This is a genomic window from Pedobacter humicola, assembly GCF_056490705.1.
Map to the genome: position 1 here is coordinate 66,274 of NZ_JBWJIG010000001.1, position 14,089 is coordinate 80,362.

Consider the following 14,089-nt stretch of genomic DNA (forward strand, 5'->3'; position numbering starts at 1 on the left):
ACTGCTTAATACTTAAAGTGAAGGCATATTCATTTATAAACTGGAATCGACTAATGTCAAATATATTAATTTTTGTATTACTACTAATACTATTTGTTTATGTTTTTTGTTTATTTTATTGATAAAAGTCACTAATAATGAGGTTTTTTTTGTTTAATTCATCTGATTTCGTTCTTTTTGAGGTCTTAGGCTTTCGAAAAGTAAACAGCCACCATAGTTGCAAGCGTATACAATTGTTGTAAATAATAATAGGAATGGCTATTCCCAAAATCCAGATAATGGGAAAAAGAATTAGCGCTTCTTTGATCCCCAATATGTTAACCAACGCTATCCTGCTAAAATTCATTACTATAATCTGCATACAGTAAATAAATAAAGAATGGAAGCCGACAACCCTTAAAAAAACGAGCTTTTTTTGTTTCTCCAACATAAATGAAAAACATATCGATATTGCGCATCCTAACAATGCCTGTGCGAGAAATAAAAAGGGAAGTTTTCTTTCTACGTATAACATACCCGATGAATGTGAGCCAAGGTTGATCTGTGTAGCATAATATTGTAGGATAACAAACCCGAGAAAAAGGGGGATATAAAGCTTTGGAGAAGTAAAATATGCTTTTCCTTTTTCAGAAAGCATCAGTTTTGATATATAATCTCCAATGGCAAAAAACAGATAGTATTCTAAAATGTCGGTAAGAAAGCCGGCAGAATAGCCATTGATATGGATGTACCCCGAGATGCAGAAAAGCAACAATCCTATAATTAGCTGATGGGAAGCGCGTAGTGCAAATTTGGTTTTAACGATTGAATAAAAAATACCGATAAAAAAAAGTGCATTCAGGTACCAGAATACTCCGGTTTTTCTGGGATCGATCAATAAATTAAGGTAATCGGCAAACAAAGTTTTTGAGGGAGGGATTTCTCCGGCGCTAACCAGTTTAATCGTAATTTCAATAATGCCCCAAACGAGCAGGGGATGAAGAATATTGTTTACTCTGCTATAAAGGTAACCCCATACTCCTTTGCGCTGAAGGCTTTTGCCCAGAAGCATTCCGGAAATGATAAAGAACAGTGGCATTCTAAACCCATATAAAAAAAAGCCTATATAATTTAAGAAAGGGTAATTCCCAAAGTTTGTTCCGTGCCCCTGCAATACGGCAAATGCGTGTCCATAGCCAACCAAAATAATACTGATGCCTTTATCATAGTCGATCCATTGGGTGCGGTGTTCGGCCAGGATCGCTTTGGAATTGAATATAATCATACAAAATATTGCTAAGTGCCCAAGCGGGTAAATGGATAGAGAAAGGGATAGCGGCTCTAAAAATCAGAAAACAGGCAATGCCAAGCCTACTTACAGGAGGTTGGTGTACGAAATTAGCACTAAAGCATGATTAATATACCTGATTTAAATTATGTGTATGAAGTTGTGTAAAATGCACACATTTATACAACTTTTGGTCAGAAAGAGTATCGTTTATGTTAGAAGCGGCAATTTTAGATTAAAAATTGCCGCTATCAGTAATTATTTTGAAATGATTATAACATCTCCTGCAACATTATATAATAATGCTGAGATTTTTTTTCAGAAAAAAATCTGGGTTAATATTAAAAAGTTAACGAATAGTTTGCCCCGCGGTTAATGCGTGTCTTGTAGGTGAGGTTGCTGATGGTTTGCTCCTGGGTTAATTGCGTGCCATTTACATCCATAATAACGGGTTTGGTAATTACCAATTTAAGGTTGTTCTCATAAAGATTAGTGGTAATTGTTGAGCCTGGATTTTGCCTCCAAAATGGTGATGAAAATGTAAGCATGCCACTGATTATTTCACTACCTCTTCTTTTTGCAATATCTGCTGATACCTTTACGGCTGTTACCGATTTTTTATCGTAATGGTTCTGAATGTTAATGCTGGTTGATTTATTGTTGCCACCATACAGGTTCGAATAGCCTATTTGTATGCCATAGCCTCCATTGTATTCTGTTTTACAGTTTAGCAGACTAATGTTTTGTAATTCATCTGTAGCGGCCTCCGGTTCGAAGTTTATCCCCGTCATTGGCGAGGTGCCGGTGGTATTTCCGGCAACAACCGATTCCATAACGAGTCCGTTTACACTGGTAATCGAAATTCCGGCCCTTCTATTGTATTGCAGTACAGTATTGGTAATGGCAATTTTGGTATTGGTGATTTTGCTGCCCGAAGCTGAAAGATAAATTCCATCGCCCCAACATTTAGTAACGCTACCATCGTTAATGGTGATGTTGCTTGAAGAGAGGATGACGATGCCATTTCCCCATTCTCCACTGCTGCCAAGGTGATTGCCAACATCACCAACAATTACCGGATTATTTAACACCACGTTAGATGCGTTTTCAATCCTGATCAGATTGTAATTGCCACTTGAAGTTGGTTTAAGTAATAATTGCGATCCCGACAGGAAGTTTAGCGTCCTGTTTGAGGGAACAATAATTCCTTTTTCGTTTACCAAAATAGGGAAAGCCGGAAAAGAAACATTTGAATTTGCATTAATGGCCGCCTGTACGTAGCTGGTATAATCAACTGATCCATCTTTTACATATCCTGATGGAAGGCTTTTGGTCAGATCATAGCTACCGTTTGGAATTGAAGTCAGCGGCAACCCCGCGACTTCCAGATTTGAGGTGTTTTGAAAAAGAGCACTTTCATTGCTTGTTGCATCCTCAGCCTTATCGCAGCCTGTTATGGTTACACTAATTACTAGTCCCATTAAAAGACTTTTGAATGCTAAAGTAGTTTTTTCAGTTTTTTTCATATTTATAAATTATTGTTTTCAAAGGTAACGGGCTTCGCTTTGCATTCTTATCTTAACCTATTCCCATTAACCGGTTTATGGTAGAAACACATGTCTTTTTAGTAAAATTACGAAGATTTTTAACCGTGTTGAATAGATTTTCAGCCCATTGTTTGACAATGTTTTTTGAATTTTGAAAATTTTTATACAGAAATCTGATCAGATTTTACACAATATTGTTCGCAACTGTAAAACTTATACATAAAACTTCACAATTGCCCCGAGCAGGGTTTACCGGTGTTGATATTCGCTAATTTTACTGAACAAAACCATTTAAAAAAAGCCTTATGGTAACTCGTGTTAAACTTAGCGCCATTATACTTGCTCTTTGTACCAGTACACTGCTGATCAGTTCGTGCGGATCGAAAAGGAACCTGGTATATTTCAGTGATCTACCTAAACAGGATGGTAAAATGAAATCGCAATCCTTTGAAGTACCCGAAACTGAAATACTTCCTAATGATGTACTTTCTATTATTGTAGTGAGCTCGAGTACAGAATCTAACAACCTTTTCAACAGCACGGTTCCGGGTAACGGACAAACGCCGTTTGTTTATAAAGTTAACGCCAGCGGATTTATCAATTTTCCAGGGATAAAAGAAATTAAGCTTGGTGGAATGAGCCTCTCGGAGGCAAAAGATGCTTTAACACGCGAACTTTCAAAGATGACCAAAAGTCCTAATGTAAGCATCTCCTTTGTCAATTTCAAGATCACCGTAATCGGAGAGGTTAGCCGGCCCGGTACTTTTACAATCACCAATAGCGAAGTTAACCTGCTTGAAGCTTTGGGAATGGCAGGAGACATGACTCCGTTCGGAAGGAGAGATAATGTGCTTGTAATTAGAAATATAAAAGGTGTTCGAACACTCGAAAGACTGAATATCAATTCGGTGGAGCTGCTTAACTCACCCTATTATTTCCTGAAGCAAAATGACATTGTATATGTAGAACCTGATAAGTCGAAAGAACAGGAGGTTAATCAAAATAACAGGTTTATCCCAATCATTTCAGCCTCATTCTCCGTGCTTGCGGTTTTAATCAGCATTCTGGTAAAGAAATAAACATTTCAATCACTTAGTTTCCCTTAATATGAAGCCATTTTTTAAATATGCGAAGTATTGGTACCTTTTTCTGATCTGCATTGCACTTTGCATGGCAGTAGCGGTAGGTGTTATTTATTTTACCACACCATATTACCAGGTAAGTACAACACTGCTTTTGCAGGATGACAAAAAGGGCGACGGGATACTTAAGGAAAGTGCTTTCAGTGATCTTAACATGTTCCATACCACCAAAACCATCGAAAATGAGATCCAGGTATTGCGTTCCGTAAACCTGATGAAAAAAGTACTCAACCGGCTCTCCATTAACAGCCAGGTATTTGTTGGAACAGGATTGTTGCAGAAAGAGGTTTATGGAAAAACTTCTCCGGTAGTGATTAAAGTGATGCGGGTTTCTCCACAGACCATGGGTAAACCTATAACCTTGAAAATGCTTGATCAGAACCGTTTTGCACTTACGCTTCCAGATGAGGTTGTCAATAAAAATTATCATTTTGGAGATACCATTTCAAATGCGGATTTTAGCATCAGCATTGCTAAAGGGCCGGCTATCGTAAAAGGCGATTGGGAAGTGTATTTATCGCTAATCAATGTAGATGAATTAGCCAAATCGTACCGCGACAGAAAACTTGAAATTACCGAAATCGTTAAAGATGCAAATGTATTGCAGATCGGTATGCTTGATAATATACCGGCACGTGGTATCGATATTCTTACTCAATTGGTAAAAGAATATAATCTGGAAGATATTGCCTTTAAAAACCAGATGGCACTTGCCACCATTGATTTTATCGATACCAGGCTGAGGTACCTGACCCAGGATTTGGGTACGGTTGAAAGAAATGTACAACAGTATAAACAGCTTAACCGGGTAACCAACGTAGCGGCTGATGCACAATCAAACCTGCAACGGGCAGAAGATTATAAACAACAATTGGAATCGATAAATGTACAATTGGGCATACTCAATGCCGTTGATGTTTATCTGCGCAAAGCAGGAAGACTTCTTCCGATTGTACCTGGAACAGCAGGGCTGCAAGATGGATCGCTGCTTACCCTCATTAATAAATATAATGCCACGCAGGAAGAGTATCAGCAGTTGCTTACCGAAAATCTGCCGGGAAACCCCCTTGTTATCAATATCAAGCAGAAACTTTCTGTAATCAGGGAGAACATTTCGGGAAATATTGCAAGCATCCGCACAAACCTGATGATTAACAGGCAAAGTCTGGTATCCAACTCGTCAAAATTTGAGGCCAGGATACAGACTGCGCCGGAGATTGAGCATGGTTTGCAACAACGCGACCGTGAGCAGAGCGTTAAGGTTAATCTTTTTCAATACCTGATCCAGAAACGCGAAGAAACAGCCCTTACGCTGTCGGCAAATGTGCCAGAAGCAAAGGTGATCGATCAGGCAAATTACGATAGCAGCCCAACCAAGCCCAAACGTCAGCTGATATTTTTATCTGCGCTACTATTTGGCTTTATTATTCCTGTATCCTTTATCTGGACCAAGGATAAGCTAAACAGAAGGGTGGATAATGTGGACGAAATTACGGATCAAACTAATGTAAGGATACTGGGTGAAGTATGCCATGCCAGGGGAAGCGGGGGATTGGCCATAAACGGAAAGCACAGGAACAACATCACTGAACTTTTTCGCTACATCCGGAGCAATCTTGGAAGCAATGTGCCCCATGGAAACAGTCAGGTGCTGATGGTTACCTCATCAGTGCAGGGTGAAGGCAAAACCTTTACCTGCATTAATCTGGCTGCTACGCTGGCCAATATTGATAAAAAGGTAGTACTGTTAGAATTTGACCTCCGCAAGCCTGACCTGATAAATAAAATGAAACTGGAAAAAGGTATCGGGATAAGCGAGTATTTAGATTCGGAGAATATGAAAGCAGGAGAAATAATTGTTCCATCGGGAATTTCGGATAATCTATCCGTTATTGGCAGTGGATTAAACAAGGTGGATGCAGGCAATGAAATGCTTAATCCGCGTATTGCCACGCTTTTTGAAGAACTCAGGGGAGAATTCGATTATGTGATTATCGATACTTCTCCAATCGCCCTTGTTGCCGATGCTTTTAGTCTTGATATGCACAGTGATGCCACCATATATGTGGTTAGGTATAACTATACCCAGAAAAGCCATTTAAACATACTTGCTGATATAGAAAAGAACAATAAGCTTAAAAATTTAATGGTGATCCTTAACGACGGAAAAACCGAGCATATTAAACATTACGGCTATGGTAGTCGCGATTACGCATAAAATACTGTACGTCAAAAATTAATTCTACCAAATAACATTTTCCCTTAACATTCTTTTACCGTTTTCCATTGCCCACTTGGCCACTGTAACCGAGATAGCGAAGCTTTGTGCTTTGAGCAAAGGAAAATTATACATCTCAATAACAAAAAAAAATGACAATGCTAAGTAACACAAACAAACTCTATCTCCAGCAAAAAAGCTGGAAAGTGGTTTACACGAGGCCAAGATGGGAGAAAAAAGTAGATACACTTTTGCAGGCTTCAGGAGTGGAATCTTATTGCCCGCTGAAAAAAGAATCGCACAGATGGGCTGACCGGAACAAGATTGTACATTTACCTCTTTTCAGTTCCTATGTTTTTGTGCATTCCAGTCTGAAGGAAGAATTCCTGATCAGGCAAACCCTGGGGATAATCAATTTTATCCATTTTGAAGGCCGGCCAGCTACTTTAACCGATGCAGAAATAAACAGGATAAAAGAATTTGTTGCACAGGAAAAAGATATTGAGATTGTTAATGTAAACCAGCTTTCGGCCGGAGACCGTATAAGGATTAAAAGCGGAGCGCTCGAAAGCCTGTCGGGAAAAGTCTTACAAGTACAGGGCAAAAATGTACTCATGGTTCTCGATCATCTGGGTTGCGTGATCATCACAAAAGTTGCCGCCGAAAATACCATTCTTGCTTAATTCCGAATCATGAAAACACAATTAACAGACCTTCCTAAAATAGCCGTAATCGGCCTTGGCTATGTGGGCCTGCCGCTTGCAGTAGCTTTTTCCAAAAAATACAAAGTATTCGGATTTGATACCAATCCATCACGTATAGATGAAATCAAAAATGCGGTTGATCATACCAATGAGATCAGCACCGCAGAGCTGCAACAGGTATTAACGCAGGATTGTACCACATTGAAAGGGCTTTTTTGCACTAGCGATGTGGAACATATCAGAAACTGTACCAGGTACATTGTAACCGTACCCACTCCAGTTGATAAGAATAATAGTCCTGATTTAACACCTTTACTTAAAGCCAGCAAGATTGTTGGCGGTGTGTTAAAAAAGGGGGATATCGTGATATACGAATCTACCGTTTACCCTGGTGTTACAGAAGATGAATGCGTGCCGATACTGGAACAAGAATCGGGATTTCGGTTTAATATTGATTTTTTTGCCGGATATTCTCCAGAGCGCATCAACCCGGGCGACAAGGAACATACTGTTGTGCACATTAAAAAGGTAACTTCAGGATCTACACCAAAAGCCGCAACCATTATCGACGAGCTTTACGGCTCTGTTATTCTTGCCGGTACCTTTAAGGCTTCCTCAATCAGGGTGGCCGAGGCCGCAAAAGTAATAGAAAATGCCCAAAGAGATATTAATATCGCTTTTGTAAACGAGCTGGCTAAAATATTCAATCTCCTAGGTATTGACACCGGAGATGTTTTGGAAGCTGCAGGAACCAAATGGAACTTCATGAGATTTAAGCCCGGCTTGGTAGGCGGTCATTGTATTGGGGTAGATCCTTATTACTTAGCGCAAAAAGCACAGGAAGTAGGTTATCATCCTGAAATTATTTTAGCAGGAAGACGCCTTAATGATGGAATGGGCAGTTATGTTGCCGATGAACTGGTTAGGCTCATGCTGATGAAGGGGATTATTATCCTGAACAGTAAAGTGCTGATTTTGGGCTTCACCTTTAAAGAAAATTGTCCTGATGTACGCAATACCAAAGTGATTAATATTGTGAGGCGATTGGAAAGCTATAAAATCAATGTTTGCATTCAAGATCCATGGGCAGACCCACAACGCGTTCAAAAAGAATATGGCATAGTTTGCCAGGATTCGGAGTATAACGGGAAAAGATATGATGCCATTATACTGGCAGTAGCCCATGAGACATTTAACGATATCGATCTTCTACCGCTGCGCATGCCCCATACCATTGTGTACGACCTGAAATCTGTGCTCCCCAACGCATCAGTTTCTGCCAGGTTATAAGTGTTACACTTTAAAATACGATTATGTACGACAAATCATTCCACGGAGTAAACGATCTTTCCGGATACAGTTTTCTGGTTACCGGAGGGGCCGGTTTTATAGGCTCTAACCTTGTAGAATACCTGCTGAAGTTTGGCGCCGGAAAAGTAAGGGTGTTAGATAATTTCTCAACAGGATTTACAGCCAATATAGAACCCTTTTTTATGCACCGAAATTTTGAGCTGGTGAGGGGCGATATCAGGGACAGGCAAGTTTGCCGCAACGTAATGGAAGGAATAGATTATGTATTCCACGAGGCCGCTCTTGGTTCGGTTCCAAGGTCGATAGAAGATCCGTTTACCACCAATGAGGTGAATATTTCCGGCTTTCTTAATGTTCTTATTGCTGCCCGGGATGCCGGGGTGAAACGGATGGTTTATGCCGCTTCTTCCTCTACTTACGGCGATAGCGAGGCTCTTCCAAAAACAGAAGATGTGATCGGAAAACCACTGTCTCCTTATGCGGTTACCAAATTTGTAAATGAACTGTACGCCGATGTTTTTTCTAAAATGTTTGGAATGGAGCTGATCGGCTTGCGGTACTTCAATGTTTTTGGCCCCAGGCAGGCACCAGATGGCGCTTATGCTGCGGTAATCCCTAAGTTTATCAAATCGCTCATTCGGCTGCTGCCTCCTGTCATCAATGGTGACGGTTCGGTATCAAGAGATTTTACCTACGTAGAAAATATTGTTCAGATCAATATCAAATCGATTTTTACAGAAGATCCGATGGCCGTTAACCAGATATTCAATGCAGCCTGCGGACAAAGAATTACCCTGCTCGAACTGCTTGGTTATATTAAAAAAAGTCTGGCATTACATAATCCTGGAATTCTGGATGTCGACCTGCGCTATTCGCCGGTACGAAAAGGTGATATTGCCCATTCGCTCGCTTCAATTGAAAAAGCTGAAAAACTTTTGCACTACCGCCCAGCGTTTTCAGTAGCGCAGGGAATTACCGAAGCCGTAAAATGGTATTATGCCGAAGAATGTGAAAACCGAGGAGTTAGGGAATGAAACCAAAACCCGAGCAAAAAGGAAGTGGCCTGCATGCGGTTAAATGGGCACTGGTAGATAAGTTTGGCGCACAGCTGGTGCTGTTGGTTAACATGCTGGTATTGGCCAGGTTACTCAGTCCTGAAGATTTTGGCTTAGTAGGCATATTGTATATTTTTTTAAGTGTTGCCGGTGCATTGGTGGATAGTGGAATGGGCGGAGGACTTATTCGGAAACAGGATATGAGTGATCGCGATACCTCGACTTTTTTTTATTTTAATATCGCCATAGCGTTATTGTGTTATCTGGCAATATTTATTGCAGCCCCCTACATTGCTGTATATTATCATCAGCCATCCTTATTGATGCTGGCCCGGATAATGGCTTTAGGGATCATCATCAATGCTTTTGGACTGGTGCAACGGGTATTATTGATCAGGGCGCTTGCTTTTAAGCTTGTTACCCGGGCTTCGCTCATTTCATCGGTTTTTAGTACAATTTTTGCCTTGTTGTGTGCGCTAAAAGGAATGGGTATTCTTAGCCTGTTGGTATTGCAGCTCAGTCAAAGCACGCTCAATACGTTTTTTCTATGTGCTTATGGAAAATGGGCACCAAAACTGATTTTCTCCATATCGGCCTTTAAAGAACTTTTCTTTTTTGGTTTTAGCCTGCTGCTTACTGCAATGCTCAATATTTTCTTTGCTAATATTTATCAGCCCATCATTGGCCGTTATTTTTCAATCGCTTATGCCGGGTTTTACTATCAGGCAAAACGACTTTACGAAGTGCCGGTACTTACCATATCGCAGGTGGTAGATTCGGTTACCTATCCAATTTTGGTGCGTTACCAGCATGATCGGGCAGGCCTGGAAAGCCGCTATCGGAAAATAGTCACATTACTGGTTTTCAGTGCGACACCTGTTGTGGTTATGATCTCTATATTTTCGAGGGATATTGTATTGACATTATTAGGCGAAAAGTGGCTTCCAAGTGCAAAACTGCTGGCCATCCTAAGTTTTTCTGGGATTTTCCAGATACTGGAAACCACCAGCGGCAGTTTACTTAAGGTAGAGGGCAGAACCAGGCTTATTTTCAGGTTAGAACTGCTTAAGAAAACCATTATACTCTTCAATATTATTCTTTTCTGTAAGTGGGGTATAGTAGCGTTGATGTTTGGGATAGTGGCCAACTCGGTCATTTCTTTCGCCATCAACCAGTACTTTACCAGTATCAAAATTGTGAGTTACAAGAAAATGGCTACCATATTGATCAATGCATTTTTGATGGGGCTAATGGCTATTCTGTTAAAAGAAATGATTTCGAATGCATACATGGCAATGGTTGTAGCGGGAAGTGCCGCATTACTTTTCTATTTGCTTCTCGGTTATTTGCAGCGACTTCCCGAACAGATCATGGTGCTTGGTTTTCTCTCCGGAGGAAGGAGGTCGGTGGCTAAACCATAGCTTTAATTAACACTAATCCAGTTCACAATGCCAAAAAAAATACTGATCCTGATTTTAGTAGTGGTTTACATTTACGCCCTAACTTTCGACATCTTCCTGAATAACTATTTCAAGTTTCCGGCGGTGGTAGTGGGGGTCGCCATTGCCCTTTTATTTCCTGCCAGGGGAGATTCACAATTTATCGCGATGCGGGAACTGTGGCTATTGTTCCTGGCCAATTTCTTTTACTATGTACTTGGTCAGGATCAGATTAAACCCCTGATAGTTAATTTGTTGATATTTATCGGTTGTGCACTGTATTTTAACTTTTTTGTGGGGAATACTCTCGGCAGGTTAAAAATGTCGGTCATTGTTTTTTTCTCTTGTTTAGCACTTTCGGCTTTGGTAATGGGAGCAGATCATATTAATCCTATTGCTACCATAATATGGCGGGAGAGATTGATTGGAGGAGAAATTGTACAAAGCCCCTCCGGAATATGTACGAGTATATTTACTTTCGGTTACCAGGTAGCGGCACTTTCTACATTTGCTTTTTTATATGCCCTTTTTAGCGGTAAATCATTTATTGTGGTAATGCTGGTACTTATGATGGCCATAGTCCCCATTTTTTATGGGATGCAACGCTCGGCACTCATGGTATTTGCGATCGGTTCAGTATTGGCCATTGTATTTTATTTCCGAATGAGATCCATACCCATTTTGGTTGGAGTGGCTGTACTGGGGCTGGTGTTCTTTTCTACCATTTCCAGATACAATGGTAATGCACAGGAGAATATTTTGAGCAAGGCACAACAAAATTCAGAAAGGGGAGAAGACAGATCAGGGCTCGTTACAGAAAATATTAAAATCTATAGTGATTATCCACTCGGACTACTGTTTTATAACAGGCAATGGGCTGATGTATCAAGGCATAACCCCATTTATCAGGGTGGCTTAACCTCGCACAATGCTTATCTGATGTTTATTACTTACTTAGGGCCATTGGTTGGTATCATTTTGTTATTGTCCATCTATTGGCGTGTAGGTAAAATATTCAGGTCGGTAATGGTCGACATCAGAAATCCTAAATCGGCTTTACAGGCGGCATTATGTTTTACCTTTTTGGCCATATCGCTCAACTCACTTTTTCATAATGCCTGGCTGGTTAATGCCAATGGGCCTACCGTATTCCTGTTTTTTTGCATCATCCAGTTAAACGCCATCAACTCAAAAAAGAAAATATATGATCATCCTGAAAAAGAAAATATTGCCCTTTCTAAACGGAGAGGTCGTATGGTTCGGGCAGAAGCCTAAAACTGGTCAGTGTTTAACTACCGTATTCAGGCAAAGTTTGGTTAAAGGGGAGCGTTTTGGTTACAAACGCGAAGATTTTTACACCAAACTCATCGATATTTCGGCTAACGAGGATACCTTTTTTTCTCAGTTTGATAAAAATACTGCTTACGATATCCGCAGGGCCAGGAAAGACGGAATTCATACCGATATACACACACAGCTGGATGAGTTTATTATTTTTTACAATGATTTTGCTCTAACAAAGGGGCTGGAGCCTATCGGGTTAAGTTTATTGGAATATGGCGATAACATTTTCATAACCAAAGCGATATCTGAAGGAGAGATTTTGGTGATGCATGCCTACCTGCTCGACCGTTCTGAAGGCCGCGTCCGCCTATTGTATTCGGCATCACTCTACCGGAAAGAGGAAATGGGTGGAACTAAACGCAGTTGGATAGGCAGGGCCAACAGACTGCTGCATCTTGAGGATATGAAAACATTTAAATCTATGGGCTTTACGATGTACGATATGGGAGGATATGCCTTTGGCACAACCGACGACAGCCTCCAAAGGATCAATCTTTTTAAAGATGGTTTTGGCGGGCAAATGGTGGTTGAAAACGATTACTGGCCTTTGCTAATGCTTTTGGCCATACGACTTCGGTTATTGCTCAAAAATCAAAAATCTACCATGGTTATTTCTAAAAATTAAGATAACATGCTGTTTAACTCCTTTCACTTTCTGCTCTTTTTTCCGATAGTTGCCGGGTTCTATTGTATTATGCCCTACAAATACAGGTGGCTGTGGTTATTGTTGGCCAGTTGCTTTTTTTACATGTTTTTTAAGGCAATTTATATTCTGATCCTGTTTTTTACCATCCTGATCGATTATTTTGCCGGTATCTACATCGAGAAAGCAAAATTTCCGAAGACAAAAAAAAGGCTTCTATTACTAAGCATCGTGGCCAATATACTGGTGCTGGGCATATTTAAATATTTCAATTTCCTTAACGATAGTGTATCAGGTATATTAAATTGGGCCGGTTACAATAACCCCATCCCGGCATTGGCTATACTCTTACCTATTGGGCTCTCTTTTCACACCTTTCAGGCCATGAGTTACACCATCGAGGTGTACCGTGGTAACCAAAAGGCAGAGCAGAAATTTGGAATCTATGCCCTGTATGTCATGTTTTTTCCACAACTGGTGGCCGGGCCGATTGAAAGGCCGCAGAACATGTTGCACCAATTTTATGAAAAACATCCCTTTAATCCTTATGATGCCAGTGAAGGACTTAAGCGGATTTTGATCGGTCTGTTTAAAAAAGTGGTGGTGGCAGATCGGCTGGCGATATATGTTAATGCCGTTTATGGCAATTACGAACACCATGGCAGTCTCAGCCTGATCATGGCAACCGTTTTCTTTTCCTTTCAGATTTATTGCGATTTCTCTGGTTATTCTGATATCGCAATCGGTACCGCAAGGATTTTGGGTTTCAGGCTCATGGAAAATTTTGACAGGCCTTATTTTGCCAAGAGCATCAGTGAGTTTTGGAGCAAATGGCACATTTCACTTTCCACCTGGTTTAGAGATTACCTCTATATCCCTATGGGCGGAAACCGCGTTTCGACGCTGAAATGGTACCGTAATCTCTTTGTTGTGTTTATGTTAAGTGGCCTTTGGCACGGTGCAAACTGGACTTTCATCGTTTGGGGTGCACTGCACGGTACTTACCTTATTTTAGAAATCGTGTTCAGGAAATTGCATGGCCCCTGGAAAAAATGGAAGTTTTTAAGCATGCCCAACTTAGGCGGGTTGCTGCAGGTAACCCTTACTTTTCTATTGGTTACGCTTGCCTGGATATTTTTCAGGGCCGATAATATTGCCCAGGCATTAGGCATCCTTAAACGTATTTTCAGTTTTGAACCAGGTTTCTTTTTAGGTCAGCCAAATTATTTTTTCTACAGTATGTTGTCCATTTTATCATTATTGTGCTACGAATTGAGACAGGAATTTCATTGGCAGGGTATAGCTGTTTCAGACCTCCGTTTTCCCTGGCGTTTGCTTACCTATGGTGCCTTGGTTTTTGCCATTATGCTGTTCGGCGTTTTTGACGGCAGCCAGTTCATCTACTTTCAGTTCTAAATC

At 40.5% G+C, this 14,089-nt stretch carries 11 protein-coding genes; 9 read left to right on the plus strand and 2 right to left on the minus strand.

Annotated elements, in window-relative coordinates:
• Positions 1–115: 115 nt before the first annotated feature.
• Together AC04Q1_RS00305 and AC04Q1_RS00310 are read right to left on the minus strand one after the other, a co-directional pair.
• Complete coding sequence (locus AC04Q1_RS00305; protein ID WP_478360714.1) at positions 116–1,264, minus strand: acyltransferase family protein; 1,149 nt, start codon at positions 1,262–1,264, stop codon at positions 116–118.
• Positions 1,265–1,608: 344 nt separating this feature from the next.
• Entirely contained in the window at positions 1,609–2,793 is a 1,185-nt protein-coding gene (locus tag AC04Q1_RS00310; protein WP_478360716.1) for a right-handed parallel beta-helix repeat-containing protein, read from the minus strand.
• A gap of 326 nt (positions 2,794–3,119) precedes the next feature.
• On the opposite strand from AC04Q1_RS00310, the gene AC04Q1_RS00315 reads away from it, so the two are divergent.
• From AC04Q1_RS00315 to AC04Q1_RS00355, 9 genes are all read left to right on the plus strand, one after another.
• Complete coding sequence (locus AC04Q1_RS00315) at positions 3,120–3,893, plus strand: polysaccharide biosynthesis/export family protein (RefSeq protein WP_478360718.1); 774 nt, start codon at positions 3,120–3,122, stop codon at positions 3,891–3,893.
• 28 nt (positions 3,894–3,921) lie between these two features.
• Entirely contained in the window at positions 3,922–6,174 is a 2,253-nt protein-coding gene (locus AC04Q1_RS00320) for a GumC family protein (RefSeq protein WP_478360719.1), read from the plus strand.
• A 158-nt stretch (positions 6,175–6,332) separates the two neighbouring features.
• Positions 6,333–6,857, plus strand: a complete 525-nt coding sequence (locus tag AC04Q1_RS00325; RefSeq protein ID WP_478360721.1) for a UpxY family transcription antiterminator — start codon at positions 6,333–6,335, stop codon at positions 6,855–6,857.
• Between the two features lie 9 nt (positions 6,858–6,866).
• A complete protein-coding gene (locus AC04Q1_RS00330) occupies positions 6,867–8,168 on the plus strand; it encodes a nucleotide sugar dehydrogenase (protein WP_478360723.1) in 1,302 nt (433 codons plus the stop codon).
• Positions 8,169–8,191: 23 nt separating this feature from the next.
• Positions 8,192–9,223: an SDR family oxidoreductase gene (locus tag AC04Q1_RS00335; protein ID WP_478360725.1), complete on the plus strand. Its 1,032-nt coding sequence runs from the start codon at positions 8,192–8,194 to the stop codon at positions 9,221–9,223.
• Entirely contained in the window at positions 9,220–10,665 is a 1,446-nt protein-coding gene (locus tag AC04Q1_RS00340; RefSeq protein WP_478360727.1) for a lipopolysaccharide biosynthesis protein, read from the plus strand. Before AC04Q1_RS00335 ends, AC04Q1_RS00340 begins: the two co-directional genes overlap by 4 nt.
• 27 nt (positions 10,666–10,692) lie before the next feature.
• On the plus strand, positions 10,693–11,958 hold the full coding sequence (locus tag AC04Q1_RS00345) for an O-antigen ligase family protein (protein WP_478360728.1): 1,266 nt from the start codon (positions 10,693–10,695) through the stop codon (positions 11,956–11,958).
• Entirely contained in the window at positions 11,888–12,652 is a 765-nt protein-coding gene (locus tag AC04Q1_RS00350) for a hypothetical protein (RefSeq protein WP_478360730.1), read from the plus strand. The genes AC04Q1_RS00345 and AC04Q1_RS00350 overlap by 71 nt, the downstream gene beginning before the upstream one ends.
• Positions 12,653–12,775: 123 nt before the next feature.
• Complete coding sequence (locus tag AC04Q1_RS00355; RefSeq protein WP_478360732.1) at positions 12,776–14,086, plus strand: MBOAT family O-acyltransferase; 1,311 nt, start codon at positions 12,776–12,778, stop codon at positions 14,084–14,086.
• The last annotated feature ends 3 nt before the right edge of the window (positions 14,087–14,089 follow it).

What these genes read in the sequence shown, in the direction of transcription:
- AC04Q1_RS00305 (WP_478360714.1), bottom strand. Translation starts at nt 1,264, where the DNA reads ATGATTATATTCAATTCCAAAGCGATCCTGGCCGAACACCGCACCCAA.
- AC04Q1_RS00310 (WP_478360716.1), bottom strand. Translation starts at nt 2,793, where the DNA reads ATGAAAAAAACTGAAAAAACTACTTTAGCATTCAAAAGTCTTTTAATG.
- AC04Q1_RS00315 (WP_478360718.1), top strand. Translation starts at nt 3,120, where the DNA reads ATGGTAACTCGTGTTAAACTTAGCGCCATTATACTTGCTCTTTGTACC.
- AC04Q1_RS00320 (WP_478360719.1), top strand. Translation starts at nt 3,922, where the DNA reads ATGAAGCCATTTTTTAAATATGCGAAGTATTGGTACCTTTTTCTGATC.
- AC04Q1_RS00325 (WP_478360721.1), top strand. Translation starts at nt 6,333, where the DNA reads ATGCTAAGTAACACAAACAAACTCTATCTCCAGCAAAAAAGCTGGAAA.
- AC04Q1_RS00330 (WP_478360723.1), top strand. Translation starts at nt 6,867, where the DNA reads ATGAAAACACAATTAACAGACCTTCCTAAAATAGCCGTAATCGGCCTT.
- AC04Q1_RS00335 (WP_478360725.1), top strand. Translation starts at nt 8,192, where the DNA reads ATGTACGACAAATCATTCCACGGAGTAAACGATCTTTCCGGATACAGT.
- AC04Q1_RS00340 (WP_478360727.1), top strand. Translation starts at nt 9,220, where the DNA reads ATGAAACCAAAACCCGAGCAAAAAGGAAGTGGCCTGCATGCGGTTAAA.
- AC04Q1_RS00345 (WP_478360728.1), top strand. Translation starts at nt 10,693, where the DNA reads ATGCCAAAAAAAATACTGATCCTGATTTTAGTAGTGGTTTACATTTAC.
- AC04Q1_RS00350 (WP_478360730.1), top strand. Translation starts at nt 11,888, where the DNA reads ATGATCATCCTGAAAAAGAAAATATTGCCCTTTCTAAACGGAGAGGTC.
- AC04Q1_RS00355 (WP_478360732.1), top strand. Translation starts at nt 12,776, where the DNA reads ATGTTTTTTAAGGCAATTTATATTCTGATCCTGTTTTTTACCATCCTG.